The organism is Acidisoma sp. 7E03, assembly GCF_054665075.1.
Genome location: NZ_BAAFHE010000011.1, coordinates 17,440 through 42,148 on the forward strand (window position 1 = coordinate 17,440; position 24,709 = coordinate 42,148).

Consider the following 24,709-nt stretch of genomic DNA (forward strand, 5'->3'; position numbering starts at 1 on the left):
GTGAATTTCATTGCAACTCAGACTCATTTCGTTAGGGGAGTCCAACCCCTACAAGATGGCTGCCCGACGCAAGCGCACCTTCCTGCGCCTCTCGAGCAACGCAGGCGTCCGATGCGTCTTTTCCGTTACTGGCTTCGCGAGCATGAACCAGACGCACCGCCCATAGACCACGACCTTCAGAACATCGTCACGCAACCCATGGGAACTGTCGACATCGATGAATACGGGGACTATGGCGACGCCGCGTGGTGACCCGATGACATGACCCTGGATAGAACTCCGACGCCGTTCGTGCCACAGAGAGGCATGGACGCTGCCCCCCTCACCTATTCCGCCGCGGCCCAGCGCGCCTATGGCCGCCTGCGCGTCGCCTTCGACCGACGCGGGACGCAGACGGTGCTCGCCGTGCTGCGCCAGGAAGGCTGCCTCAAGGCGCGCCAACCCCGCCCCGAACCCGGCGGCATTCCGGAAACCGTACTGCTCAATACCTCGGGCGGCATTACCGGCGGGGATGATCTCGCGGCCGAATGCGAGGCGCGGGCCGGGACGCATTTCGTCGCCACCACCCAGGCGGCCGAACGCTATTACCGGGCGAGCCCCGGTTCTCCGCCCGCCACCATCCGCTCCAGCCTCCGCGTCGCGAAGGGCGCGCTGCTGGAATGGCTGCCGCAAGAGACCATCCTCTTCGACCGCGCAGCCGTGAGCCGCAGCCTCACCGTCGATCTCGCTGCCGGCGCCCGTTTCCTGGGCGTCGAAAGCCTCATCTTCGGGCGGCAGGCGATGGGCGAACGGGTGGAGACCCTCCAGCTCATGGACCGCATCATCATCCGACAGGCGGGCCGCCTGCTGCTGCATGACGCGACGCGGCTGCAGGGTGAGGTCGCCATGCTCATGGGCCGGGCCGGCACCTTCGCCGATGCCCGCGCCATGGCGACGGTGGTTTTCGTCACGCCCGAGGCCGAGGGCTTCGTTTCCCCCCTGCGAGAAGCCCTCGGCACCGGCCTGCTGCCAGACCATGCATTGGAAGCCGGGGTCTCGGCCTGGAATGGCCTTGTTCTTGCGAGGCTTCTGGCCCGAGATGGGGCGGTGCTGCGCCAGGCGGTGATGGTCGCACTCGATATCCTGCGCGGCGGCGCGGCTCTGCCGCGCGTCTGGCAATTGTGAGGGAGGAGGTTTCAGGTGAACCTGACGCCACGTGAAAAAGACAAGCTCTTGATCGCTATGGCGGCAAGCGTCGCCCGCCGCCGACTGGAGCGCGGCGTGAAGCTGAACCACCCCGAGGCCGTGGCCCTCATCACCGATTTCGTGGTGGAAGGCGCGCGGGACGGCCGCACTGTCGCCGATCTCATGGAAGCCGGCGCGCATGTGCTGACGCGCGACCAGGTGATGGAGGGCATCCCCGAGATGATCCATGACGTGCAGGTGGAAGCGACTTTCCCCGACGGCACCAAGCTCGTCACCGTCCACAACCCGATCCGCTAAGGGGCGCGCCATGATTCCCGGAGAAATCATCTCGGCCGACGGCGATATCGAGCTGAATGCGGGCGCCGCCGCCATCACCCTCACCGTCGCCAATACCGGGGACCGCCCGGTGCAGGTAGGCAGCCACTATCATTTCGCCGAGACCAATCCCGGCCTGCAGTTCGACCGCGCCGCGGCCCTCGGCTACCGGCTGGATATCGCCGCCGGCACCGCCGTGCGCTTCGAGCCCGGCCAATCCCGCACGGTGACGCTCATCCCGATCCGCGGCGCCCGCATCATCCATGGTTTCCGGGGCGAAGTCTCCGGCGCACTCGGAGGCTGACCCATGGCTCGTATGTCTCGTCATGCCTATGCGCATATGTTCGGCCCTACGGTGGGGGACCGGGTGCGGCTGGCCGATACTGAACTCTTCGTGGAAGTGGAGAAGGATTTCACCACCTACGGCGAGGAGGTGAAGTTCGGCGGCGGCAAGGTCATCCGAGACGGCATGGGCCAAAGCCAAGTGACGAACGTCGGCGGGGCTGCCGATACCGTCATCACCAATGCGCTCATCATCGACCATTGGGGCATCGTCAAAGCCGACGTCGCGCTGAAGGGCGGGCGCATCGCGGGCATCGGCAAGGCCGGCAATCCGGACACGCAGCCCAATCTCGACATCATCATCGGGCCCGGCACCGAGATCATCGCGGGCGAAGGCCGCATCCTGACGGCCGGCGGCTTCGACAGCCATATCCATTTCATCTGCCCGCAGCAGGTGGAGGAAGCGCTCGCCTCCGGCCTCACCACCATGCTGGGTGGCGGGACGGGGCCTGCGACGGGCACGGCGGCCACCACCTGCACGCCCGGCCCCTTCCACCTCGCCCGCATGCTGCAGGCGGCGGAAGGCCTGCCCATGAACCTCGCCTTCGCCGGCAAGGGCAATGCCTCCCGCCCCGAAGCGCTGGAGGAGATGATCCGGGCCGGTGCTTGCGCGCTCAAGCTGCATGAGGATTGGGGCACTACGCCGAAGGCGATCGACACCTGCCTGACGGTCGCCGACCAGTTCGACGTGCAGGTGATGATCCACACCGATACGCTGAACGAAAGCGGCTTCGTGGAAGACAGCATCGCCGCCATCGGCGGGCGCACCATCCACGCCTATCATACGGAGGGTGCGGGCGGCGGCCATGCGCCGGACATCATTCGCGTCGCCGGCCTGCCGAACGTCATTCCCTCCTCCACCAACCCGACGCGGCCCTATACCGGCAATACGCTGGACGAGCATCTCGACATGCTCATGGTGTGTCATCATCTGGACCCGGAAATCCCAGAGGACATCGCCTTCGCCGAAAGCCGCATCCGGCGCGAGACGATCGCGGCCGAAGACATTCTGCACGACATCGGCGCCTTCTCCATCATCAGCTCGGACAGCCAGGCGATGGGCCGCGTGGGAGAGGTCATCACCCGCACCTGGCAGACGGCGCATAAGATGAAGGTGCAGCGCGGCGCGTTGCCGGGCGATGGTGCTGCCGACAATGCCCGCGTGAAGCGCTATATCGCCAAATACACCATCAACCCGGCGATCGCGCATGGCATCTCGGAGCATATCGGCTCCATCGAAGTCGGCAAGCTCGCCGATCTCGTGCTGTGGAACCCCGCCTTCTTCGGCGTGAAGCCGGACCTCGTGCTGAAGAGCGGCACCATCGCCATGGCGATGATGGGCGATCCCAATGCGTCGATCCCGACGCCGCAGCCCATCCATGCGCGACCGATGTTCGGCAATTTCGGACGGTCTCTCACGCTCTCCTCCGTGCTCTTCGTCTCAGGCGCCGCGCTCGATGCCGATCTCGGCCGCCAGCTCGGTCTGTCGCGCGAATTGCTCGCGGTGAAGAACACCCGCGGCGGCATCGGCAAGGCAAGCATGGTGCACAACGATGCGCAGCCGGTGATCGAAGTTGATCCGGAAACCTATGAGGTGCGGGCGGATGGCGTGCTGCTGACCTGTGAGCCGGCGACGGAACTGCCCATGGCGCAGCGGTATTTTCTGTTCTGATGAGGCCGGTCACCCTTTCGCTCCTGCGTCACCCCCGGCCTTGTGCCGGGGGTCTACCCAGCGTGCCGGACGTTTGGGTAGACCCTCGGGGCGCCCAGACGGGCGGATGCCCGGCACGGCCGCTCCACAGCGTCATCCCCGGGCTTGTCCCGGGGGTCTACCCGCCGGGGCGCCCTAACGGGTCGATGCCCGGCACGACCTCTCCACAGCGTCAGCCCCGGGCTTGTCCCGGGGGTCAACCCGCCAGGGCGCCCAAACGGGTAGATGCCCGGGTCAAGCCCGGGCATGACGCGGATGAGGTTGGCAGATCATGAACGCGGTGATCGCTGCCTCGCTCATCACCGCTATCGGCGCCGTCGTTTTGGTAGTTCCAACATACTGGTTCACCAAGGCTCGTGAGCGGGATGCTGAGCTTAGAAAAGAAAAACTTGAGCACTATAAGAATTTTACTGCTGCAATTAGCGGAATCATTGACGGCGAAGGCACTGAAGATGGCCAACGTGCGTTCTCATTAGCATGCAACAACTTGAACCTTGTTGCATCGCAGAATGTTCTGATTGCTCTACAGAAATTTCAAAACGAGATTCGGGTAAGCAATCGACAGAAAAGCCGCGAGACACATGACGAACTTCTATCGAATCTCTTCTACCAAATTCGGCTCGATTTAAACGTAAAGCCGAAAGACACGAAGACTGCGTTCCGCGTGGGAATATGGGCAGCGGGGGCACATCCTGAGCGGAATTCGCGAGAGGCTGATATACTATGACCATGCGTGCGACTGAACATCTCACCGCCGGAAGCTGGAACGCGGCGGAAGCAGCGGATGCCGTGCTGCTCGACCATGATCACCGGCACCGGCGCCGCTTCCTGCTGAAGACCGTGAGTGGTGCAGACTGCCTGCTCGATCTGCCGCAGGCGGTGGCGCTCAAGCACGGAGACGGTCTGAGGCTGGAGGACGGGCGCATCCTCGCCGTGCAGGCCATGCCGGAGCGCGTTCTCGACATCCATGCGCATGACGAGGATGCGCTGATGCGCATCGCCTGGCATCTCGGCAACCGGCACCTGCCGGTGCAATTCCTGCCCGGCGAAATCCGCATCCGCTACGACCACGTCATCGCCGAGATGGTGGAGTTGCTCGGCGGCCATGCGGAGGAGAACGAGGCCCCATTCGATCCCGAGTCCGGCGCCTATGCGCCCGGTACGGGCGGCCATCACCACCACCATGACGATGATGACGACCATCACCACCACTGAAAGCCTGGACGAAGCGGGCTTCCTGCGCCTACTCGCCTGGCTCTCCCCCGCTTTCCCCACGGGTGGCTTCGCCTATAGCCACGGCATCGAATGGGCGGTGGAGACGGGCGATGCCAAGTCCACCGCCGGCATCGTCACCTGGATCTGCGACATCCTGGAGGAGGGCTCGGGGCGCAACGACGCGATCCTGCTGCGCCATGCCCATCGCGCGGTGCGCGGGAATGACCAGGCAAGCCTCGACACCATCCTGGAGCTTGCCGCCGCCCTGCCCGGCTGCCGGGAACGGCATCTGGAAGCGACCGCCCAGGGCAATGCCTTCGTCACCGCGGCCGCCGCCTGGCCGCATCCGCTGCTGGATCGCCTGACAGGCCAGGACGTTGCCTATCCCGTCGCCATCGGTGTGGTCGCCGCGGCCCAGGGCGTGGGCGAGGAACGCGCCGTGCTCGGCTTCCTGCACGCCTTCGCCGCGAATATGGTCTCAGCCGCCGTGCGCATCATCCCGCTCGGCCAGCAGAAGGGGCTGCGGATTCTCGCGGCCCTCGAACCCGTCCTCATCGCGGTGGCCGAAACAAGCCGCGACCTGACCTTGGACGAGATCGGCAGCGGCGCGTTGCGCGCCGATCTCGCCGCCATGCATCACGAAACCCAATATACGAGGTTGTTCCGCTCATGAGCTCTTCGCCCCACGGCCCGCTTCGCGTGGGCATCGGCGGTCCCGTCGGCACCGGCAAAACCGCACTGATGGACGCGCTCTGCAAAACCCTGCGCGAGACCTACAACATCGCCGCCATCACCAACGACATCTACACGAAGGAAGATGCCGAGTTCCTGACGCGCGCAGGCTCGCTGACGCCGGACCGCATCCTCGGCATCGAAACCGGCGGCTGCCCGCATACCGCGATCCGCGAGGATGCCTCCATCAACCTCGCCGGTGTCGCCGATCTCAACAAGCGCTTTCCGGGGCTCGACGTCATTCTGATCGAAAGCGGCGGGGACAATCTGGCCGCGACCTTCAGCCCGGAACTGGCAGACATCACCATCTACGTCATCGACGTCTCGGCTGGCGACAAGATCCCCCGCAAAGGCGGCCCGGGCATTACGCGCAGCGATCTTCTGGTCATCAACAAGATCGACCTCGCACCCTATGTCGGCGCAAGCCTCGACGTGATGGACCGGGACGCGCGCAAGATGCGCGGGGAGCGCCCCTTCGTCTTCACCAATATTCGCGCGGGCCAGGGGGTCGCCGATATCGCCGCCTTCATCGAGCGGCATGGCGGGCTGAGCCGCGCCGCCTGACGCGGGGACGCAATTCCCGGAAAGGCTTTCCCGCGCGAGATGCAAAGCTCGCGCGGGCGCGTCCGTATTAGGCTCGGGGCTCCATCGCCGCAGGAGGCCTGCCATGGCCACGATCGTGAAGGCGTCACTGGAGGCTCTCCTTGCCCGGCTGCCGGGGCGAGAAACGGCGGTCTGGCCCGAGGGCGTGCCCTTCGCCGATGCCTTCCGCCACGGCACCATGTCGGTCGAAATCTTCGCGCCGCGCGGCACCGACCGGCAGAGCGCACACGCGCAGGATGAACTCTACGTCGTCGCCGCGGGCAGGGCGCGCTTCGAGCACGAGGGCGCCTTTACCGAGACGAAAGCCGGCGACGTGCTCTTCGTCCCGGCAGGAGACGACCACCGCTTCCACGACATGAGCGAGGACTTTGCGACCTGGGTGATCTTCTGGGGGCCCACAGGCGGCGAGGCGGAGCGCCACGATGGCTAACCCCTTCGAGCGCGCGATGCCGGAGGACCTCGAGGCCGTCCGCAGCCTCACCGAAGCGGCCTACCGCCCCTATACGGACCTGCTCGGCGCCCCGCCCTTGCCGGTGACCACCGATTACGCGCCGCGCATCGCCGCCGGTGAGGTCTGGCTGCTGCGCGAACCCTTCGGCCTCGCCGGCCTGCTGGTGCTCGAGCTGCATGCCGACCACGGCCTCATCTACAGCGTGGCGGTCGCACCCGCATTCCAGGGGCAAGGCCATGGCATCCGCCTGCTGCGCCACGCCGAGGACCTGGTCCGCGCGGCGGGACATGGCGAGATCCGCCTCTACACGAACGCCCGGATGGAGCGGAACATCGCGCTCTACCAGTCCTTCGGCTATCGCGAGACGGGGCGGCGACCCAATCCACACAGGCCCGGCTGGTTCCTGGTCGACATGGCGAAGCCGCTTGCCTCGGGTAGCCGCCGGGCCGCGGATTGACAGCGCACGGGGCGCTTACAGGGCCGCGCCCTCGGCCGTCGCCTCAGGCTCGGGCGTGAAGGCACGCGCGGAGACTCGATTGCGGCCATTCGCCTTGCTGTCATAGAGCGCCGCATCCGCAACGGTGAGCAGCGCATCCGCGCTGCCATCCGGCCCCGGTTCGGCATAGGCGAGGCCGACGCTCACCGTCATCCGCGACCGGCCAGGGGCGTGCGAAATGTCCAGAGCCTCGATGGCCGTGCGAATCGCCTCGGCCACCTGCATCCCGCCGGTCCGCCCGGTATCCGGCAGGACTACCGCGAATTCCTCCCCGCCGTAGCGCGCCGCGATGTCGCCGGGGCGGCGGATGCAGGACAGGATGCATTCGGCGATCGCCCGCAGCACCTGGTCACCCGCCTGATGCCCGAAATGGTCGTTGTAGGGTTTGAAAGCGTCGGCATCGAGCATGATCAGGCTGATCGGCCGCCCGGCGCGCCGGCAACGGCGCCATTCCCGCCCCAGATTCTCGTCGAAGCCACGGCGATTGAGCAGACCGGTCAACGGATCGGTTCGGGCAAGCTCGGCCAGCCGGGCATTGGCGGCCAGAAGCTGCTTGTCCACCAGCATCTTGCGATGCAGCTGCCGACTGAGGAAGGCGGCGAGGGTCAGCAGTGCGACCGACAGGAGCAGAATGGCCGCGATGATGATCAGAGCCAGAGCGTTCCAGTGCTGGAAGATGTCGCTCGTCGAAATGCCCACGGTGACGACGAGCGGCAGGCCATCCACCCAGCCGCTGGAGATGCGCCGCAGCACGCCATCCACCCGCGACTGGTGCTGCCGGACCACGATCGTGCCGCGCGGCAGACCTTTCAGCGCACTGCCATAGGAGAGCCGGGTGCCGAGCTTAGATGAGACCATGGGCTTGCGCGCGAGCAGGAGACCCTTGCTGTCGAGCAAGCCGATCGCGCCATTACGCCCGAGATTGATCGCGTCGAAGACGCTTTGGATCCAGCCCATCGGCATCAGGGCAATGACTGCACCCGCCTCGCCGCAGCCGGCGCCCTCGCAGCGCCGGATCAAGGCGAGCTGCGGGCGGCCCTGGCCCTCGACGGTGATGGTGCTGATGCCGAGTCCGCGAAGCCCGGCCTGTTCCTGGGCCAAGAGTTCAGGCAGGAGGGCGGCGTAGGACGCCGTTACCTCCGGGCGGGAACTCGCCAGGGCCCTCCCGGCCTTGTCGGTGACGACGAAGTCCCCGAGCGTGTCGCGCGCGGCAGGGCCGCCGAACAGATCCGCGACCGCCGTGCTGCGGGGATTCTTCTCTAAGGCAGAGCGAAGGTCGATGAGCCGGGTGTCGTAGCGGTTGATCTCGATCCGCACCGTCTCGTCGGCGAGGACGAGGATGTTCGCCGCCATCATGTCCGCCCGCCGCTCCAGCTCGCGGCGGCCTTCGACGAGGACGGAGACACAGCCGGCGAAGAGCAGCAGCAGGGCGAGCGCACTAAGCCCTGCCACCAGACGAAACGTCGCGCGGGGAGACAAGGAGCCGGAGCGCGTAGCGGGGTTCGGCATCAAAACGACGTTTCAACCTCGGGAAGGAACGCCGGGCCGCAACAGGACCCGGCCCCTCCGGATTTCCCGGCCGCCCGAGGACCGCTCGCAGGGCCGGCGCCCGCCCCTGCGACGCGCCTTGTAGCAAGGCGCATGATCCGATCTCCCGCAATCGCCCTCTTACGCAACTCTACGCGAGAGGGCGACCGTTGGATCTTAGTTGTCCCGCTCGTCCGTATCCTTCTCGACCTCGATCTCGGTCTCGATCGCGTCGTCATCATCATCCAGATCGGCACCGTCATCGAGCACGTCGTCGTCCTCGACGATTTCCTCGACCTCCACGGCTTCGACGTCGGCCTCCTCCTCGCGCGGCGAAGCGGCCGGCTTCTTCAGGCGCCGGTCGTCCACCGGCGGCCCACCGCGCTTCAGGCGCGGCTGCTCAGGCGGCTGTTCCGTGCCGCATTTTGGGCAGGTGGGCGTCGCATTGCCCAGATCGTAGAAGCGTGTCCCGCAGGAGACGCAGGTGCGCTTGGTGCCTAATTCAGGCTTGACCATCGAGAGCCTCGTCAGGGGTAGCCGGGGTTCGGAAAGGGGGCGGCCTTGCCATCCTCAGGCGCCGCTGTCAAACCCCCATTCCTCGCATGTGCCTCCCTCGCGTCAAGAGAAGCTGATGGACCATTCTCCGAAGACCGGCGCTGCCGCCGCGCAGCCGTTGCAAAGCCATCCCGCCCAGGCCCCCCTCACCGGCCGCATCCAGGTTCCGGGGGACAAATCCATCAGCCATCGCGCCCTCATGTTCGGCGCGCTGGCCGAGGGCGAGACGCGAATCACCGGCCTGCTGGAGGGTGAGGACGTTCTGCGTACGGCCGACGCCATGCGCGCGCTCGGCGCCACGGTGACACAACATGCGCCGGGGCAATGGACGGTGCGCGGCCAGGGCCGCGGCAAGCTGACGGAACCCGCCGACGTGCTCGACATGGGGAATTCCGGCACCGCCGCCCGCCTCATCTGCGGCATCCTGGCGAGCCATCCGATCTTCGCCGTGCTGACCGGGGACGGATCGTTGCGGAAGCGCCCGATGAAGCGGGTGACGGACCCGCTGGCCGCGACCGGCGCACGCTTCAGCGGCCGGCAAGGCGGCCGCCTGCCGCTTGCCATCGAAGGCGTGGCGGCGCCCGCCCCCCTGTCCTACCGCCTGCCCGTCGCCTCCGCCCAGGTGAAGTCCGCCATCCTGCTCGCGGGGCTCAATGCCGAAGGCGAAACGGTGGTGGTGGAGCCGGAAGCGACCCGCGACCATACGGAGAACATGCTCCGCCATTTCGGCGCGACGGTCTCGGTCGAGGTGCAGGGCGCGGGCCGCACCATCCGCCTCGCCGGCCAGCCCACGCTGACGGCGGCCGACATTCTGGTGCCGGGCGATCCCTCCTCCGCCGCCTTCCCGATCGTCGCCGCCCTTCTCGTGCCGGGCTCGGCCGCCACCATAGAAAATGTAGGACTGAACCCGCTGCGCACCGGCCTCTTCACCAGCCTGATCGAAATGGGCGCGGACCTCGCGATCGAGAACGAGCGCGTCGCCGGGGGCGAGCCGGTGGGCGACATCACCATGCGCGCCAGCGCCTTGCGCGCCATCGAGGTGCCGCGCGCCCGGGTCCCCTCCATGGTGGACGAGTTCCCCGTGCTGTCCGTGGCCGCGGCGCTCGCGCAGGGCACCAGCCGCTTCCGTGGCCTCTCCGAGCTGCGGGTGAAGGAGAGCGACCGCCTGGCCGCGACCGCGGCTCTGCTGACCGTCAACGGCATCCAGGTCGAGATCGAGGGCGACGACCTCATCATCCATGGGACGGGGGGCCGGAAGCCTGCCGGTGGCGGCACGGTCGAGACGCATATGGATCATCGCATCGCCATGTCGGCCTTGGTGCTGGGCCTCACCGCCGAGCGGCCGATCACCGCCGATGACGCCGCCTTCATCGAAACGAGCTTCCCCGGCTTCGCCGATCTCATGCGCGGCCTCGGTGCTACCATGGTGGCGCCGTGACGGAGGAAGACGCCCCGCCGCTGACCGTCGCGATCGACGGGCCGGCGGCCTCCGGCAAGGGCACCCTCGCCCGTAGCCTGGCCGCCGTGCTCGGCCTGCCGCATCTCGACACCGGGCTGCTCTACCGCGCGACCGGCCGCCGCGTGCTCGATGCAGGCGCTGATCCGGCAGACCCCGAGGCCGCCCAGGCGGCGGCGGAAGCACTGACGCCCGCGGACCTTGACCGGAGCGACCTGCGCGGCCCGGCGGCGGACGCCGCTTCCTCCCGCGTCGCCGCCCATCCGGGTGTGCGGGCGGCCCTGCTCGACTTTCAGCGGCGCTTTGCGGCCGGTGGCGCGGTGCTGGATGGCCGGGACATCGGGACCGTCGTCCTGCCTCAGGCGCGTGTTAAACTTTTCGTGACCGCATCCCTGGAGGTCCGGGCCGCCCGTCGCTTCGAGGAGTTGCAAGCCAAGGGCGGCGCGCCGCCCGACCTTGCGACCATCCAGGCAGAGATGGCGGCGCGCGACGCGGCGGATGCCAGCCGCGCCGCCGCGCCCCTGCGTCCGGCGGAGGATGCGATCATCCTCGATACCTCGCGCCTGTCGGCGCCAGAGGCCCTGGCGCGCGCCGAGGCGATCATCCGCTCCCGGCTCGGGGAGTAGCGAGGATCGTTTCGCTTCGGTGCGTTAGCTGCCCCGCGCGCCATCACGTCGCTTTCGCTTGACTCAGGCCGAACTCGGCGTATCTGTCGGCCGGCTAACGCGCCCATAGGGGCGATAGCTCGTATTCATCGGCCCACCACAGCGTGGGCAAGTCGTGTCGGCCTGGGATCGTCCCGGCGCCTTCGATGCGCAGACCCTGTGCGGCCCCGGGGCCGCATGCTCTGATCAAGGACAGAAACCGCCATATGTCAGCCAGTTCCGCCCTCCGCCCGTCCGGCCATGCCGCGGAGGAGGATTTCGCGTCCCTGCTCGACGAGACCCTCGGCCGTGACAGCGGCTTCGATGGTTCCGTCGTCTCCGGCCGTGTGCTCCGCGTCACCGACGATGCCGTCATCGTCGATGTCGGCCTGAAGAGCGAAGGCCGCGTCCCCCTCAAGGAATTCGGCCCGCCGGGCCAGAAGCCGGAAGTCGCCGTGGGCGATGTGGTCGAGCTCTATGTCGAGCGCTACGAGGACCGCGACGGCTCCATCGTGCTGTCGCGCGAGAAGGCGCGCCGCGAAGAGTCCTGGAGCAACCTGGAAAAGGCGCATGCCGCCAACCAGCGCGTGAACGGCACGATCTACAGCCGCGTGAAGGGTGGCTTCACCGTCGATCTCGGCGGCGCCGTGGCCTTCCTGCCGGGCAGCCAGGTGGACATTCGCCCCGTGCGCGACGTCGGCCCGCTGATGGGCACCCCGCAGCCCTTCCAGATCCTGAAGATGGACCGCGCCCGCGGCAACATCGTCGTCTCCCGCCGCGCCGTCCTCGAAGAGACCCGTGCGGAGCAGCGCAGCGAGCTGATCCAGGGCCTCAAGGAAGGCATGGTGCTGGATGGCGTGGTGAAGAACATCACCGACTACGGAGCCTTCGTGGACCTCGGCGGCGTGGACGGCCTGCTGCACGTGACCGACATCGCCTGGCGCCGCATCAACCACCCGAGCGAGGCCCTGCAGATCGGCCAGCCGGTGAAGGTGCAGGTCATCCGCTTCAACCAGGACACCCAGCGCATCAGCCTCGGCATGAAGCAGCTCGAGGTCGATCCCTGGGAAGGCGTGGCCGCGAAGTATCCGCCGGGCGGCAAGTTCACTGGCCGCGTGACCAACATCACCGACTACGGCGCCTTCGTGGAGCTGGAGCCGGGCGTCGAGGGTCTGGTGCACGTGTCCGAGATGTCCTGGACGAAGAAGAACGTCCATCCGGGCAAGATCGTCGCCACCAGCCAGGAAGTCGACGTGCTCGTGCTCGACGTGGATGCTGGCAAGCGCCGCATCTCGCTCGGTCTCAAGCAGGTTCAGCGCAACCCGTGGGAGCAGTTCGTCGAAGAGCATCCGGTGGGCAGCGAGATCGAAGGCGAGATCCGCAACATCACCGAGTTCGGCCTCTTCATCGGCATCACGCCGGACATCGACGGCATGGCCCACATGTCCGACCTGTCCTGGGACGAGCCGGGCGAGCAGGCGATCACGCGCTACAACAAGGGCGACGTGATCCGTGCGAAGGTGCTCGACGTCGACGTCGAGAAGGAGCGCATCAGCCTCGGCATCAAGCAGCTCAGCGATGATCCGGCGGCCGGCGTGTTCGACCGCGTCCACAAGGGCGACATCGTCACCTGCGTGGTGACCGCGGTGCAGGCCAATGGCGTGGAAGTCTCGGTGGACGACGTGCTGACCGGCTTCATCCGCCGCGCCGAGCTGGCCCGCGACAAGGCCGACCAGCGCCCCGACCGCTTCGCGGTTGGCGAGAAGGTCGACGCCAAGGTCATCTCCGTGGACCGTGCGGCGCGCAAGCTCGCGCTGACCATCCGCGGCAAGGAGATGGACGAAGACAAGCAGGCGGTTCAGGAATACGGCTCCGCCGATTCCGGCGCCTCGCTGGGCGACATCCTGGGTGCGGCGATCCGTCGCCGCAACCAGCAGACCGACGCCTGATTAGACGCCCAGCCTTCGGGCTGAGTAGAAAGGGCCGTGGGTGGCGCGAAGGCGCTGCCCACGGCTTTTTCTTTGCCCTCTCTCAGGACCGCCGATGAGCCTGGAAACCGATCTCTTTCTCGACCGCCGCCGCCTCAAGCGCGGCATCCTGCTGTGGCGGCTGGTGGCGGTCGCCGCAATCGTGGTTGCCGCGCTCGGCGTCTGGGGCTTCGCTTTGCCGGAAGGGCGGCATGTCGCGCTGCTGCAGGTGAAGGGCATCATCGGCAATGAGGAGAAGCTGGCCCAGGCGGTCGACGATCTCGCGGATGACCGGCAGGTGGCCGCCCTGATGGTGGTGATCGACAGCCCCGGCGGCGCGGTTTCCGGCGGCGAGGCGCTGCACGACGCGATCGCCAAGGTCGCGGCCAAGAAGCCCGTGGTCGCCGTGATGCAGGGTGTGGCCGCCTCCGCCGGCTACATGATCGCGGTGCCAGCCGACCGCATCTTCGCCCGCAACGCCACCATCACCGGCTCGATTGGCGTGATCATGGAGGCGCCGGAATTCTCGGGACTGCTGGAGAAGCTCGGGATCGACGTGCAGACCTTGGTCTCCGGTCCGCTCAAAGGCCAGCCGAGCCTTTCCGCGCCGATGACATTGGCCGGCCAGCAGGCGCTGCAAGCGCTCCTCATGGATCTCTACGATCAGTTCGTCGGCATGGTGGCCGAGGGGCGGCACATGAGTGTCGCCGATGTCCGGAAACTCGCGGATGGGCGCGCCTATACCGGACGCCAGGCGCTGCCCCTCCACCTGATCGACGCGATCGGCGGGGAGGATGCCGCCCGCCGCTGGCTGGCGCAGGTGAAGGGCGTTCCAAGCGACCTGCCTCTGGTGCGGGTCCAAGCCCGAGACCACGGCCCCTCGCTCTTCGGCTGGCACCCGAGCGGCCTGGCTAATCTCTTGTTTTCCCAGAGAGTTACGCTTGACGGCGCCATGGCTCTCTGGCAGCCTTCCAGCCTCTAGACTTTGTTTCGGCGGAACGGCCCGTGCGTTCGTTCCGTTTGCAAAGGGGTTCGGGGTGCGGCGCCTCGCGGGCCCCTGAGGCGTTGCGCGTTCTGAAAGAGGGTGAAGGCCGGCTTCATGACCAAATCCGAGCTGATCGCCGCCCTGGCAGAAGCCAACCCGCATCTCACAGCCCGGGACGTCGAGACCATCGTCGCGACCATCTTCGACCAGATCAGCCAGGCGCTCGCCCGCAACGAGAGGGTGGAATTGCGGGGCTTCGGGGCCTTCACCGTGAAGCAGCGCGTCGCGCGCACCGGCCGTAACCCGCGCACGGGCGAGGCGGTCGCGGTGGACGAGAAGGTGGTGCCCTTCTTCAAGGCCGGCAAGGAACTTCGCAACCGGGTGAACAAGGGCCCGGCCAAAGCCGGAGACTAGGCCGGTGCCACGCCTGCCTCGCGAAACGCGGCTCGGCAGGACGGCGCGGAACGAAAAGCTGAAGCTCGCGGCAAACTTCTTCAACTCTCTTGCCGTCAGCGCCGTGGTAGCGGCTTTCGTCGTGCCGGGCGTTGCCTGGACTGAACGGTCCAGCCCCTTGCATCTCAGCTGGCATCTCCTTTTTATCGTGGCGTGTTGGATCGCCGCGGGCGTATCCTGCCATCTAGCGGCGCAGTCATTCCTCGAAAGGCTCATGGACTAATGTCCGTTGATACATTGGCATGGGTGACACCTCTGGTGATCAGTGCCTTCGCCTTGAGCCTGCGATGGTGGATACGCCACCACTGACGGCGGGGCTACGTTTCTCCTGACGAAGGCGAGAGGGCGACCCGCGCGTATTTCCCCCTTTCGCGCCGATCGCATACACTCACGCCATGCTCCGCTTGATCCCCGCCCTCATTCTCGTCCTCGTCCTCGCGATCTTCGGCTTGTCGAACCGCGAAAGCGTCACGCTGGGCTTTTGGCCCACGGCATACGCCGTCGTTCTCCCGCTCTCCGTTGCCGTGCTGGTCGCCATGGCGATTGCCTTCTTCCTGGGGGCGGCCGTGGTGTGGCTCGATCATCTCGGTCTCGGCCGCCGCGCCCGCCGGGCGGAAGCCGAGGTCCGCCGACTTCAGGCACAGCTTGCGCTCGCCGAGCAGCGGCGCCAGCCCCCCATCGTCCGCGCCGACACCCTTCCCACCGTGGTGCCGCCGCCCTCCAGCACCGCGCTGCCGGTCAAAGGCTGAGACCATGCGTGCTCCGCACAACCCCATCATCGCCGCGATCGACACCACGGATCTCGCGACGGCACAGAGCTGGAGCGGCAGCCTCACACCCCATGTCGGCCTGCTGAAGCTCGGCCTCGCCTTCTACCTCGCCCACGGGCCAGCGGGCGTGCGCGCCGTCACGGAGAAGCCGGTCTTCCTCGATCTCAAGCTGCATGACATTCCGAATACCGTGGCAGGCGGGGTTTCCGCCGTCCTGCCGCTCGGCGCCGCGATGCTGACACTGCACGCCTCCGGCGGTTCGGCGATGATTGCCGCCGCGCGGAACGCGGCTGAAAAAGCCGGCGCCGCGCGGCCGAAGCTCCTCGCCGTGACCGTCCTTACCAGCCTCTCCGCCGAAGCGCTGGCGGAGACCGGCGTTGCGGCCAGCCCGGCGGACCAGGTGCTGCGCCTCGCCAAGCTCGCGCTCCGCGCGGGGGCAGACGGGCTCGTCTGCAGCCCGCAGGAAGTGGCGATGCTGCGCGGCGAGATCGGGCCTGACCCGCTGCTCGTCGTCCCCGGCATCCGGCCCGCCGGCACGCCCCTGGGCGATCAGGCGCGCACGCTGACTCCCCGCGATGCGATTCAGGCAGGCGCCAGCTGGCTCGTCATCGGCCGGCCGATCACGGGGGCTGCCAACCCGGCCGAAGCCGCGGCCGCCATCACCACCGATCTAGCGGAGGATCGGGCGGCATGAAGGTCAAGATCTGTGGCCTGAACGATCCGCAAGCCTATGAAACCGCCGTCGATGCCGGTGCGGATTACGTCGGCTTCGTCTTCTTCCCCCCCTCCCCGCGCTTCGTCACCGCCGAGGCGGCGGCCGCCATCCGCGCGCGCCGGCCCACCGGCCCGCCGGCCGTCGGTCTCTTCGTGAAACCGAGCCTGGACGAGATCGCCGCCGTGCTGGAGCGGATGCCGCTCGACATCTTCCAGATCTACGACACACCGGAGCAGGCCCGCGCCATCCGCGCCCGCTTCGGCCGCCCCGTCTGGCTCGCCCGCGGCATCTCGGCGCCTGACGAGTTGCAGGCGGCCGAGGCGGCGGTCGGCGGCCTCGACGCGCTGATGGTCGAAAGCAAGCCGCCGGCAGGCGCAAACCGCCCAGGTGGAAACGCGACCGCGCTCGACTGGTCGATCCTCGCCGGCTGGACGCCGCGGCTGCCCTGGCTGCTCGCCGGAGGCCTTACGCCCGAGAACGTCGCCGAGGCGATTACCGTCTCGGGCGCCCCAGCGGTCGACGTCTCCTCCGGCGTGGAGCGCGCGCCCGGCGTCAAGGACCCGGCGCGCATCAGGGATTTCATCACAGCGTCACGAAGGGCCGGCTCCACCCTTTCGGCGGCACCGTCACCAGAGTATGAGAGCACCCGTCAGGGGGTCCCGTGAACCAGCATTTCTCTCCAAGCCTGCCAGGCGGCCAAAACAGCCTGCGCCAATTCCCGGATGACCGGGGCCATTTCGGGAAGTTCGGCGGCCGCTACGTCGCCGAAACGCTGATGCCTGTCATCCGCGAGGTCGAGGCCGCCTATCGCGCCGCGCAGGAAGACCCCGCCTTTCAGGCCGAGCTGGACGGCTACCTCAAGAACTACGTCGGTCGGCCGAGCGCCCTCTGGTTCGCCGAGCGCCTGACGCGCCATTTCGGCGGCGCCAAGATCTACTTCAAGCGCGAGGACCTGAACCACACGGGCGCGCACAAGATCAACGCCTGCATGGGGCAGATCCTGCTCGCCCGCCGCATGGGCAAGACGCGCATCATCGCCGAAACCGGTGCCGGCCAGCATGGCGTCGCGACCGCCACCGTCTGCGCCCTCTTCGGCCTGCCCTGCACCATCTACATGGGCGCGACCGACGTGGAGCGGCAGAAGCCGAACGTCTTCCGCATGAAGCTGCTGGGCGCCGAGGTGAAGCCGGTCTCCGCCGGCGCCGGCACGCTGAAGGATGCGATGAACGAGGCGCTGCGCGATTGGGTCGCCAACGTCCACGACACCTACTACCTCATCGGCACCGCCGCCGGCCCGCATCCCTTCCCCGCCATGGTGCGTGACTTCCAGTGCGTCATCGGCAATGAGGCGCGGGCTCAGCTGATGGAGGCCGAAGGGCGTCTGCCGGATGTGGCGATCGCCTCGGTCGGCGGCGGGTCCAACGCCATCGGCCTCTTCCACCCCTTCCTCGACGACCCGGTGGCGCTGATCGGCGTGGAAGCCGGCGGCCATGGGATCGACACGGATCAGACGGCGGCAAGCCTCGCGCGCGGCAAGCCCGGCGTCCTCCACGGCAACATGACCTATCTGCTGCAAAATGCGGATGGGCAGATCCAGGAAGCGCATTCGATCAGCGCCGGGCTGGACTATCCGGGCCTGGGGCCGGAGCATTCCTTCCTCTTCGAGACCGGCCGCGTCACTTACGTGCCGATCAACGACGACGAGGCGCTGGCGGCCTTCCAGCTGTGCTGCCGCGTGGAAGGGATTATCCCGGCGCTGGAATGCGCCCATGCCCTGGCGCATCTCGGCAAGATCGCGCCCCAGATGGGCCCCGACCAGATCATTCTCCTCAACCTCAGCGGCCGGGGCGACAAGGACATCTTCACGGTCGCCGCCCATACGGGAGATGCTCTGTGAGCCGCATCGCCGCCCGCTTCGCGAGCCTCAAGAAGGAAGGGCGCGGCGCGCTCATTCCCTTCCTCGAGGCGTTCGACCCCGATCTCGAAACGAGCCAGGCGATCCTGAACGGCATGCCCGGCGCCGGCGCCGACCTCATCGAGATCGGCATGCCCTTCACCGACCCGATGGCCGACGGCCCGATCATTCAGCTCGCCGGCCAGCGCGGCCTCGCCGCCGGCGCCACGCTGAAGGGCACCCTCGCCATGGTGCGGCGCTTCCGCGAGACGGACGATCGCACGCCGATCATCCTCATGGGCTACCTCAACCCGATCATCGCCTATGGCACGGACGTCTTCTGCCAGGATGCGGCCGCCGCCGGGGTGGACGGGCTGATCGCCGTGGACCTGCCGCCCGAGGAGGCCGATCTGCTGGCCCCGCAGGCCCGCGCCAATGGGCTCGACATCATCCGCCTCGTGGCGCCGACGACGGACGAGACCCGCCTGCCCTACGTGCTCGAAGGCAGCTCCGGTTTCATCTATTACGTGAGCATCGCCGGCATCACCGGCACGCGCAGCGCCTCCGCCGCCGACCTGTCGAGCGCCATCCCGCGCATCCGCAAGTTCAGCGACCTGCCCATCGCCATCGGCTTCGGCGTGCGGACGCCGGAACAGGCGGCGGAAGCGACCCGCATCGGCGACGCGGCGATCGTCGCCTCCGCGCTCATCGACACGCTCGCCAAGAATCTCGACGAGCACGGTCGCGCCCGCCCCGGCGCGGCCAACCTCGTGCTGGATCAGGTGCGCGCCCTGGCGGAGGCCGTGCGCGGCGTCCGCGCCGCGGCCTGACCCCGGCCCTCCGTCCGTTCCTGAGTTGAGAGACTGCACATGAGCTGGCTCACCGAATTCGTCCGCCCCAAGATCCGCACCCTGCTCGGCCGCAAGGACGTGCCGGAAAACCTCTGGCACCAGTGCTCCGCCTGCCAGCAGATGATCTTCCAGCGTGATCTCGAGGCGAACATGAAGGTCTGCCCGCATTGCGGCAACCACATGCGCGCCTCGGCGAAGGAACGCCTGACCTGGACCTTCGACAATGGGCAATACACCCTGATCGAAACGCCGCGCGTGCCGCAGGACCCACTGCGCTTCCGCGACCAGAAGCGCTACACGGACAAGCTGAAGGAAGCCCGCGACAAGACGAAGCTGGACGATGCGATCCTCGTCGGCCACGGCACTATCGGCGGCCGCAAGTCCGTCGTCGCCGCGATGGATTTCTCCTTCCTCGGCGGCTCGATGGGTGCGGCCGTCGGCGAAGGCATCGTCGCCGCCGCGCGCCTCGCCGTGCTGCAGAAGGCCCCGCTCATCATCTACACCTCCTCTGGCGGCGCCCGCATGATGGAAGGCGCCATCAGCCTCATGCAGATGCCCCGCACCACGATCGCGGCGCAGATGGTGAAGGAAGCCGGCCTGCCCTACATCACGGTGCTGACCGACCCCACGACCGGCGGCGTGACTGCGAGCTTCGCCATGCTGGGCGACATCCAGATCGCCGAACCCGGCGCACTGATCGGCTTCGCCGGCGCCCGCGTCATCGAACAGACGGTGCGCGAGAAGCTGCCCGACGGCTTCCAGCGTTCGGAATATCTCTATGAGCACGGCATCATCGACATGATCGTGCGCCGCGCCGAGATGGCCGAGACCCTGGGCCGCGTGATCGGCCTGCTGCTTCCCGCCGCCGCGACCGAAGCGCCGGCGCCGGAACCCGTCGCGGCCTGAGGCGCCACGCATCATGGCGGGCCTCGCCATCCGCGAGCGCGAGCGCAGCCAGGACCCGCGTGTCGACGGCATCCTGGAGCGGCTCCTCAGCCTGTATCCGCGAGCGATCGACCTCGACATGGGGCGGTTGCACGGCCTGCTCGGCAAGCTCGGCAATCCGCACCAGCGGCTGGCGCCGGTACTGCATGTTGCCGGCACCAACGGCAAGGGCAGCACCTGCGCCTTCGCCCGTGCCATTGCCGAGGCTGCCGGGCTACGCACCCAGGTCTACACGTCACCGCATCTGATCGATTTCAACGAACGCATCCGCCTGTCGGCTGGGCTCGTCAGCCATCAAAGACTGGCGGAAACCCTGGAACGGGTGGAGCGCGTGAACGACGGCGCGGCGATCACCGTCTTCGAGGTCATCACCGCTGCCGCCTTCCTGCTCTTTGCCGAAGATCCGGCCGATCTCTGCATTCTGGAGGTGGGCCTCGGCGGCCGCGGCGACGCGACCAACGTGATCGAGCGCCCGGCCGCCTGCGCCATCACCTCGATCTCCATCGACCATCGGGACTTTCTCGGCGACAGCCTGACCGGGATCGCCGGGGAGAAGGCCGGCATCATCAAGCCAGGCGTGCCGGTCGTCACCGGCGCGCAGGCGCCGAACGTGCTGGAGGTCTTCGCCCGTCGGGCGACGGAACGCGGCGCGCCTCTGCTCGCGCGCGGGCGGGATTGGACGATTTCCGAAACGCCGGACGGGCTCGCCTATGCGGATGCACACGGGCCGCTCGCGCTGCCCCGCCCGTCCCTCGCGGGGCCGCATCAGCACGACAATGCCGGCATCGCGGTCGCGGCGCTGCGCGCCTCTGGCCTGATGATTCCGGACCGTGCCTTCGAGATCGGCGTAGGCCGGGCCGAATGGGCGGGGCGGATGCAGCGCCTGGGCGGATCGCTCGCCGCACTGCTGCCGGCCGCTTGGGAGCTGTGGCTGGATGGCGCCCACAACCCGGGAGCGGGTGTGGCCCTCGCGGCTCATCTCGCGACCTGGACGGACCGGCCACTGCATCTCGTCATCGGCATGAAGCAGGGCAAGGACGCGGCGGAGTTCCTCAAGCCCCTGCTGCCCTTTGCCGCCAGCGTCTGGGCGGTCGCCGAGCCCGGGCAGCATCTGGCGCTTCCGGTAGAGGAGGTCGTTGCCGCCTCAGGCGGCGTGGCTCGGCCTGGCGGCCGCGTGGCGGAGACGCTAAGCCGGCTGCGAGCGACGAAACCCGAAGCGCCCGCGGCGCGAGTGCTGATCTGCGGCTCGCTCTATCTCGCCGGCGCGCTGCTCCGTCAGAAGTAGCTGAGGGGCGGCACCGCGCATGCCGACGATCTTTACAGGAACGATGTTACGTTCTATGTAACGGGGTGATCAAGTCATTCCGCGACAGGCGCACGGAAGCGGTGTTTGCGAATAGGCTTCCCAAAGGGTTTCCCCCGGATCTCGCGCTTGCGGCACGCCGCAAGCTGCGGCTGTTGGATGCGTCCATTGCACTGAATGATCTGCGCGTGCCGCCCGGCAATCGGCTGGAGCGCCTCCAGGGTGATCGTACGGGGCATCATAGCATTCGGATCAACGATCAGTGGAGACTGTGTTTCATGTGGCGGGATGGCCATGCCTACGAAGTGGAAATCGCGGATTATCACTAGGAGACATGGATGACAGAAAAGCTGCCGCGCCGTCACCGCGCCACTAACGATGGGTCAGATGAAGGCGATTCCATCGGGCTCATCACCCCCGGGGATGTTTTGCGCCATGATTTCATGGAGCCACTGGGCCTCTCCGCGCGCGCCCTTGCGCGCGCCCTTGGAGTGCCTCCCAACTTGGTGACGCGCCTTTTGCGTGGCGAGACCAGTATCACCGCCCGAACGGCGATTCTTCTTTCGAATCATTTCGGCAACAGCGCCGAGTTCTGGATGAACCTGCAGACTGCTCATGATCTGGAGCAAACTCGGGCGGAAATGGCAAGCGCCGCCTAGGATTCGGTCCCCTACCGCGGCACGAGCGAGGCCGTGGCGAGATAGCCGGCGGCCGCGGCAGCGATGCAGAGTAGGACGGAGGCCAGGGCGTTGGCGAGTGCCGCGGCCGCCCGTCCGTCGCGCAGCAGTTCGAAGGTCTGCAGACTGAAGGACGAGAAGGTGGTGAAGCCGCCGCAGAAGCCCACCATCAGGAAGATGCGCAGTTCTGGGGAAACCACCGTGCGGCTCGGCGAGAGCGCCGTGGCCGCCACGATGCCGATGACGGCGGACCCCACGACGTTGATGATCAGGGTGCCCCAGGGAAAGCTCATCCCGAGGCTGCGCGCGACCACGGTGCCGACCCAGGCACGGCCCATGCTGCCGATGGCACCGCCTATGGCGATGAGAAGGTAGCTCATCGGATTCATCGGGCACGCGCCATCGTCTCTCTCCTCACGGCTCGGGGCACCCAAGAATGAAGGCGATCCGAGCCGCTGGGAAGAGGCCGGTCAGGCCGGCAGATGCTCCGCGATATAGGGCGGCAGCTGGAAGGCCGCATGGTGTACCTCCGGCGTCCAATAGCGGGTGTGGCCGAGGATCCCGGCGCGCGCGGCGCGCGACCGGATGGTTTCCACGTCAACGCGCGCGATGCCCGGCTGCTTCGCCGCCCAGCCGAGCGTCATGAAGCCGCCGACATAGGTCGGCACGGCCGCGACATAGGCGCCGACATGCGGGAAGAATTGGCGGCGGCGCAGGCTCGTCTCGCGCAGCTCGTCGGCCTGCATGAAGGGCACGCCGCACTGGTTCACGATCAGGCCGCCGGCGGTCAGGATGCGCGCGCTGTTCTGGTAGAATTCGTCGGTGAAGAGAACTTCACCGACGCCGATCGGATCGGTGGAATCGACGATGATGACGTCGAAACTCGCATCGGGCGCGCGGCGCACATAGTCGATGCCGTCCCCGATGATGACTTCGCCACGCGGGTTGGTCCAGGCGTCGCCCGCGATACCCGGCATGAACTCCTTGGCGAGACGAACGACTTCACCGTCGATCTCGCACATCACGGCCTTCTCCACCGTGCTGTGCTCGAGCACCCGGCGCAGCACGCCGCCGTCGCCCGCGCCGATGATGAGCACGCGGCGCGCCTCGCCATGGGCCAGCAGCGGCACATGCGTCAGCATTTCCTGGTAGACGAACTCGTCGCCCTCGGTGATCTGGATCACACCGTCGAGCACGAGCACGCGGCCATGGCTCTCGCTCTCGAAGACTGCGATGTCCTGAAAGTCGCTCTGTACGCGGGCGAGTTCCCGCTTCACACGGAAGCGCTGCCCCCAGTCGGGATAGAGGGTTTCGTTGAGCCAGCTATCGGTCGCCATGGCCTGCTCCGAAAATCATGTCGGGCGCATCCCGCCCGTGGCAGGCGCCACAGGCGGGATGCGTTTCACGCAGCGAGGGAGGTGGTTGGACGGCTTATTCGCCGCGGCTGCCGCGGCGCTGCTCGTCCAGGTCGATCCGCGACGGCGAAAAGGCCGCCTGCAGCACCGGGATCCCGAGGTTGGGGTCGCATTCGCCGCACATGAACATGTCGATGGCAGCGAAGTTCTTCTCGGGCCAGGTGTGGATGGAGATGTGGCTCTCGGCGAGCACGAGCACGCCGGACACCCCACCATTCGGGGAGAAGTGGTGGAAATGCGAATGCAGGATCGTGGCGCCGGAGACAATGGCCGCCTCGCGCAGGGCGCGGTCGATGTGATCCGGCGCGTCGAGATTGCTCGCACCCCAGAGATCGACCAGCAGATGCGTGCCCGCGAACCGCTGCCCGTCGCGTTCGATCCAATAATCCTTCTGCGCCTCCGCCTCGGCGGTGATTGCAGACGTCTGGTTCTCGCTCGGGAAATCCGAGACCATCCCCAGTCGGGCAAGTGCGTTCATGCGCATGCTCCCTCAACCAGTAGGACGGCCTGTTGGACATGCCCTCATGGCATGCCCCCTGGGGCCAAGGCGGCGGGTTATGCGGGCAGGGGCCCCAGGGCGCAAGTGAAATTATGGCCACCGGGGCCGTCCCCGGCTATGCATTTGGGGAAGAGTTTCTCCCCCGAGACGGATGGCTGGTTCAATCCTGCCGCAAAAACCGCCCCACGGCATCAATCGTCGCCGCGTCCATCAGCGCGGGGGCGTGGCCGACGCCTGCGAGTTCAAGCTGCACGCCCTCCGGCCGCGCCATCTGTGCGAAGGTCTCGGGAAGAAGAAGATCGCTCAACGCCCCGCGGATCGTCATAATCGGAGCCTCGATCTTTTCCCAGAACGGCCAGAGGTTGACGTCCGCCACGGCCCCCGCGCGCATGGCGAGTGCCACGGCCGGATCATAATGCAGCGTCACCCCGCCCGGCACCGCACGGTGCGAGGCCGCCGCCATCTCGCCCCAGGCGCCGTCGTCCGGCACGCCGAAGGGCGCATGGATCTGCCGCAGATGGGCTTCCAGCGCGGCAAGGTCGGTGAAGACCGGCGGCGGCTCCAGATAGTCGCGAATCCGCGCCACGGCCGCCTCCGGGATGAAGGGGCCGATGTCGTTCAAAACCATGCGGATAATCGGCGTCTTCGGCTGAGCCGCCAGGATCATGCCGCAGATGCCGCCCAGGGAGGTGCCGACCCAGCGCACGGCCGGCGGCAGGGTCGCGAGCAGGGCGGCGAGCGCCGTCACATAGGTCAGCGGCTGGTAGAGGCTGGCATCGGACAGCCAGTCCGACCCGCCGCGCCCCGGCAGATCGGGGCAGATCACGTGAAAGTCAGGCGCCAGGCTGCGCGCCAGGCGGTCGAAATCCCGCCCCTGGCGGGTCAGACCATGAACGCAGACGACGGCCGGCGCCCCTGCCCGTCCCCATTCGGTGAAAGCCATGTCGTGAAAGCCGTCCGTCAGCAGATAGCGGACCGAGCCTGACCGCGGTTCCATGGCATT

Annotated in this window: 30 protein-coding genes; 24 read left to right on the plus strand and 6 right to left on the minus strand. The window is 67.5% G+C overall.

The genetic code is table 11. The annotated features are described in order from the left end of the window. Positions 1–306: 306 nt before the first annotated feature. From ACYQ6W_RS16745 to ACYQ6W_RS16790, 10 genes are all read left to right on the plus strand, one after another. Complete coding sequence (locus ACYQ6W_RS16745; RefSeq protein ID WP_459676891.1) at positions 307–1,164, plus strand: urease accessory protein UreD; 858 nt, start codon at positions 307–309, stop codon at positions 1,162–1,164. Between the two features lie 15 nt (positions 1,165–1,179). Next, the gene (locus ACYQ6W_RS16750) at positions 1,180–1,482 is read left to right on the plus strand and encodes an urease subunit gamma (RefSeq protein ID WP_459676893.1); all 303 of its coding nucleotides are present in this window, start codon (positions 1,180–1,182) and stop codon (positions 1,480–1,482) included. Between the two features lie 10 nt (positions 1,483–1,492). Then, positions 1,493–1,804, plus strand: coding sequence for an urease subunit beta (locus ACYQ6W_RS16755; protein WP_459676894.1), 312 nt, complete (start codon positions 1,493–1,495; stop codon positions 1,802–1,804). A gap of 3 nt (positions 1,805–1,807) precedes the next feature. Further along, the gene (gene ureC / locus ACYQ6W_RS16760) at positions 1,808–3,514 is read left to right on the plus strand and encodes an urease subunit alpha (protein ID WP_459676895.1); all 1,707 of its coding nucleotides are present in this window, start codon (positions 1,808–1,810) and stop codon (positions 3,512–3,514) included. A gap of 310 nt (positions 3,515–3,824) precedes the next feature. Then, positions 3,825–4,280, plus strand: coding sequence for a hypothetical protein (locus ACYQ6W_RS16765; RefSeq protein WP_459676897.1), 456 nt, complete (start codon positions 3,825–3,827; stop codon positions 4,278–4,280). 2 nt (positions 4,281–4,282) lie between these two features. Then, entirely contained in the window at positions 4,283–4,768 is a 486-nt protein-coding gene (locus tag ACYQ6W_RS16770) for an urease accessory protein UreE (protein ID WP_459676898.1), read from the plus strand. Next, on the plus strand, positions 4,704–5,441 hold the full coding sequence (locus tag ACYQ6W_RS16775; protein ID WP_459676899.1) for an urease accessory protein UreF: 738 nt from the start codon (positions 4,704–4,706) through the stop codon (positions 5,439–5,441). The genes ACYQ6W_RS16770 and ACYQ6W_RS16775 overlap by 65 nt, the downstream gene beginning before the upstream one ends. Next, a complete protein-coding gene (gene ureG, locus ACYQ6W_RS16780; protein WP_459676901.1) occupies positions 5,438–6,064 on the plus strand; it encodes an urease accessory protein UreG in 627 nt (208 codons plus the stop codon). The genes ACYQ6W_RS16775 and ureG overlap by 4 nt, the downstream gene beginning before the upstream one ends. 103 nt (positions 6,065–6,167) lie before the next feature. Further along, complete coding sequence (locus ACYQ6W_RS16785; RefSeq protein WP_459676902.1) at positions 6,168–6,533, plus strand: cupin domain-containing protein; 366 nt, start codon at positions 6,168–6,170, stop codon at positions 6,531–6,533. Next, positions 6,526–7,011 (plus strand): GNAT family N-acetyltransferase, encoded by a 486-nt coding sequence (locus ACYQ6W_RS16790; RefSeq protein WP_459676903.1) that lies wholly within the window; start codon positions 6,526–6,528, stop codon positions 7,009–7,011. Before ACYQ6W_RS16785 ends, ACYQ6W_RS16790 begins: the two co-directional genes overlap by 8 nt. A 15-nt stretch (positions 7,012–7,026) precedes the next feature. On the opposite strand, the gene ACYQ6W_RS16795 is transcribed toward ACYQ6W_RS16790, so the two are convergent. After that, positions 7,027–8,502, minus strand: coding sequence for a sensor domain-containing diguanylate cyclase (locus tag ACYQ6W_RS16795; protein WP_459676905.1), 1,476 nt, complete (start codon positions 8,500–8,502; stop codon positions 7,027–7,029). A gap of 252 nt (positions 8,503–8,754) precedes the next feature. After that, the gene (locus ACYQ6W_RS16800; protein ID WP_459676906.1) at positions 8,755–9,093 is read right to left on the minus strand and encodes a TIGR02300 family protein; all 339 of its coding nucleotides are present in this window, start codon (positions 9,091–9,093) and stop codon (positions 8,755–8,757) included. Between the two features lie 115 nt (positions 9,094–9,208). On the opposite strand from ACYQ6W_RS16800, the gene aroA reads away from it, so the two are divergent. The 14 genes from aroA (at position 9,209) to ACYQ6W_RS16870 (ending at position 21,774) form a co-directional block, all read left to right on the plus strand. Further along, a complete protein-coding gene (gene aroA, locus ACYQ6W_RS16805; protein ID WP_459676908.1) occupies positions 9,209–10,570 on the plus strand; it encodes a 3-phosphoshikimate 1-carboxyvinyltransferase in 1,362 nt (453 codons plus the stop codon). Beyond that, on the plus strand, positions 10,567–11,214 hold the full coding sequence (locus tag ACYQ6W_RS16810; protein ID WP_459676909.1) for a (d)CMP kinase: 648 nt from the start codon (positions 10,567–10,569) through the stop codon (positions 11,212–11,214). The genes aroA and ACYQ6W_RS16810 overlap by 4 nt, the downstream gene beginning before the upstream one ends. A gap of 245 nt (positions 11,215–11,459) precedes the next feature. Then, positions 11,460–13,181, plus strand: a complete 1,722-nt coding sequence (gene rpsA / locus ACYQ6W_RS16815) for a 30S ribosomal protein S1 (protein WP_459676911.1) — start codon at positions 11,460–11,462, stop codon at positions 13,179–13,181. Between the two features lie 94 nt (positions 13,182–13,275). Then, positions 13,276–14,181, plus strand: a complete 906-nt coding sequence (sppA, locus tag ACYQ6W_RS16820) for a signal peptide peptidase SppA (RefSeq protein ID WP_459676912.1) — start codon at positions 13,276–13,278, stop codon at positions 14,179–14,181. A 117-nt stretch (positions 14,182–14,298) separates the two neighbouring features. Next, positions 14,299–14,598, plus strand: a complete 300-nt coding sequence (gene ihfB / locus ACYQ6W_RS16825) for an integration host factor subunit beta (protein WP_459676913.1) — start codon at positions 14,299–14,301, stop codon at positions 14,596–14,598. 434 nt (positions 14,599–15,032) lie between these two features. After that, positions 15,033–15,386, plus strand: a complete 354-nt coding sequence (locus ACYQ6W_RS16830) for a LapA family protein (protein ID WP_459676914.1) — start codon at positions 15,033–15,035, stop codon at positions 15,384–15,386. Between the two features lie 4 nt (positions 15,387–15,390). Then, positions 15,391–16,101: an orotidine-5'-phosphate decarboxylase gene (pyrF, locus tag ACYQ6W_RS16835; RefSeq protein WP_459676915.1), complete on the plus strand. Its 711-nt coding sequence runs from the start codon at positions 15,391–15,393 to the stop codon at positions 16,099–16,101. Continuing rightward, positions 16,098–16,787, plus strand: coding sequence for a phosphoribosylanthranilate isomerase (locus ACYQ6W_RS16840; RefSeq protein ID WP_459676916.1), 690 nt, complete (start codon positions 16,098–16,100; stop codon positions 16,785–16,787). Before pyrF ends, ACYQ6W_RS16840 begins: the two co-directional genes overlap by 4 nt. A 20-nt stretch (positions 16,788–16,807) precedes the next feature. Beyond that, entirely contained in the window at positions 16,808–18,019 is a 1,212-nt protein-coding gene (gene trpB / locus ACYQ6W_RS16845; RefSeq protein WP_459677120.1) for a tryptophan synthase subunit beta, read from the plus strand. Continuing rightward, positions 18,016–18,846, plus strand: a complete 831-nt coding sequence (gene trpA, locus ACYQ6W_RS16850; protein ID WP_459676917.1) for a tryptophan synthase subunit alpha — start codon at positions 18,016–18,018, stop codon at positions 18,844–18,846. Before trpB ends, trpA begins: the two co-directional genes overlap by 4 nt. A 39-nt stretch (positions 18,847–18,885) precedes the next feature. After that, entirely contained in the window at positions 18,886–19,773 is an 888-nt protein-coding gene (gene accD / locus ACYQ6W_RS16855; RefSeq protein WP_459676918.1) for an acetyl-CoA carboxylase, carboxyltransferase subunit beta, read from the plus strand. 13 nt (positions 19,774–19,786) lie between these two features. Beyond that, positions 19,787–21,097: a bifunctional folylpolyglutamate synthase/dihydrofolate synthase gene (locus ACYQ6W_RS16860; RefSeq protein ID WP_459676919.1), complete on the plus strand. Its 1,311-nt coding sequence runs from the start codon at positions 19,787–19,789 to the stop codon at positions 21,095–21,097. Between the two features lie 65 nt (positions 21,098–21,162). Next, a complete protein-coding gene (locus ACYQ6W_RS16865) occupies positions 21,163–21,444 on the plus strand; it encodes a type II toxin-antitoxin system RelE/ParE family toxin (protein ID WP_459676920.1) in 282 nt (93 codons plus the stop codon). A gap of 9 nt (positions 21,445–21,453) precedes the next feature. Next, positions 21,454–21,774 (plus strand): HigA family addiction module antitoxin, encoded by a 321-nt coding sequence (locus tag ACYQ6W_RS16870; RefSeq protein WP_459676921.1) that lies wholly within the window; start codon positions 21,454–21,456, stop codon positions 21,772–21,774. Positions 21,775–21,785: 11 nt separating this feature from the next. Here ACYQ6W_RS16870 and crcB read toward each other — a convergent pair whose 3' ends face one another. The 4 genes from crcB to ACYQ6W_RS16890 form a co-directional block, all read right to left on the minus strand. Beyond that, positions 21,786–22,172 (minus strand): fluoride efflux transporter CrcB, encoded by a 387-nt coding sequence (gene crcB, locus ACYQ6W_RS16875; RefSeq protein ID WP_459676922.1) that lies wholly within the window; start codon positions 22,170–22,172, stop codon positions 21,786–21,788. A 90-nt stretch (positions 22,173–22,262) separates the two neighbouring features. Continuing rightward, positions 22,263–23,129: a polyamine aminopropyltransferase gene (gene speE / locus ACYQ6W_RS16880; RefSeq protein WP_459676923.1), complete on the minus strand. Its 867-nt coding sequence runs from the start codon at positions 23,127–23,129 to the stop codon at positions 22,263–22,265. A 94-nt stretch (positions 23,130–23,223) separates the two neighbouring features. Next, entirely contained in the window at positions 23,224–23,685 is a 462-nt protein-coding gene (gene speD / locus ACYQ6W_RS16885; RefSeq protein ID WP_459676924.1) for an adenosylmethionine decarboxylase, read from the minus strand. Between the two features lie 181 nt (positions 23,686–23,866). Further along, the gene (locus tag ACYQ6W_RS16890; RefSeq protein WP_459676925.1) at positions 23,867–24,703 is read right to left on the minus strand and encodes an alpha/beta fold hydrolase; all 837 of its coding nucleotides are present in this window, start codon (positions 24,701–24,703) and stop codon (positions 23,867–23,869) included. Between the last annotated feature and the right edge of the window lie 6 nt (positions 24,704–24,709).

Coding starts and splice junctions, on each gene's coding strand:
- speE (WP_459676923.1), bottom strand. CDS start 23,129: ATGGCGACCGATAGCTGGCTCAACGAAACCCTCTATCCCGACTGGGGG.
- ACYQ6W_RS16860 (WP_459676919.1), top strand. CDS start 19,787: ATGGCGGGCCTCGCCATCCGCGAGCGCGAGCGCAGCCAGGACCCGCGT.
- sppA (WP_459676912.1), top strand. CDS start 13,276: ATGAGCCTGGAAACCGATCTCTTTCTCGACCGCCGCCGCCTCAAGCGC.
- ACYQ6W_RS16745 (WP_459676891.1), top strand. CDS start 307: ATGGACGCTGCCCCCCTCACCTATTCCGCCGCGGCCCAGCGCGCCTAT.
- ACYQ6W_RS16840 (WP_459676916.1), top strand. CDS start 16,098: ATGAAGGTCAAGATCTGTGGCCTGAACGATCCGCAAGCCTATGAAACC.
- crcB (WP_459676922.1), bottom strand. CDS start 22,172: ATGAGCTACCTTCTCATCGCCATAGGCGGTGCCATCGGCAGCATGGGC.
- rpsA (WP_459676911.1), top strand. CDS start 11,460: ATGTCAGCCAGTTCCGCCCTCCGCCCGTCCGGCCATGCCGCGGAGGAG.
- ACYQ6W_RS16785 (WP_459676902.1), top strand. CDS start 6,168: ATGGCCACGATCGTGAAGGCGTCACTGGAGGCTCTCCTTGCCCGGCTG.
- ACYQ6W_RS16890 (WP_459676925.1), bottom strand. CDS start 24,703: ATGGAACCGCGGTCAGGCTCGGTCCGCTATCTGCTGACGGACGGCTTT.
- ureG (WP_459676901.1), top strand. CDS start 5,438: ATGAGCTCTTCGCCCCACGGCCCGCTTCGCGTGGGCATCGGCGGTCCC.
- accD (WP_459676918.1), top strand. CDS start 18,886: ATGAGCTGGCTCACCGAATTCGTCCGCCCCAAGATCCGCACCCTGCTC.
- ACYQ6W_RS16800 (WP_459676906.1), bottom strand. CDS start 9,093: ATGGTCAAGCCTGAATTAGGCACCAAGCGCACCTGCGTCTCCTGCGGG.
- ACYQ6W_RS16870 (WP_459676921.1), top strand. CDS start 21,454: ATGACAGAAAAGCTGCCGCGCCGTCACCGCGCCACTAACGATGGGTCA.
- ACYQ6W_RS16770 (WP_459676898.1), top strand. CDS start 4,283: ATGCGTGCGACTGAACATCTCACCGCCGGAAGCTGGAACGCGGCGGAA.
- ACYQ6W_RS16755 (WP_459676894.1), top strand. CDS start 1,493: ATGATTCCCGGAGAAATCATCTCGGCCGACGGCGATATCGAGCTGAAT.
- ihfB (WP_459676913.1), top strand. CDS start 14,299: ATGACCAAATCCGAGCTGATCGCCGCCCTGGCAGAAGCCAACCCGCAT.
- ACYQ6W_RS16775 (WP_459676899.1), top strand. CDS start 4,704: ATGCGCCCGGTACGGGCGGCCATCACCACCACCATGACGATGATGACG.
- ureC (WP_459676895.1), top strand. CDS start 1,808: ATGGCTCGTATGTCTCGTCATGCCTATGCGCATATGTTCGGCCCTACG.
- pyrF (WP_459676915.1), top strand. CDS start 15,391: ATGCGTGCTCCGCACAACCCCATCATCGCCGCGATCGACACCACGGAT.
- ACYQ6W_RS16790 (WP_459676903.1), top strand. CDS start 6,526: ATGGCTAACCCCTTCGAGCGCGCGATGCCGGAGGACCTCGAGGCCGTC.
- ACYQ6W_RS16765 (WP_459676897.1), top strand. CDS start 3,825: ATGAACGCGGTGATCGCTGCCTCGCTCATCACCGCTATCGGCGCCGTC.
- aroA (WP_459676908.1), top strand. CDS start 9,209: ATGGACCATTCTCCGAAGACCGGCGCTGCCGCCGCGCAGCCGTTGCAA.
- speD (WP_459676924.1), bottom strand. CDS start 23,685: ATGAACGCACTTGCCCGACTGGGGATGGTCTCGGATTTCCCGAGCGAG.
- ACYQ6W_RS16830 (WP_459676914.1), top strand. CDS start 15,033: ATGCTCCGCTTGATCCCCGCCCTCATTCTCGTCCTCGTCCTCGCGATC.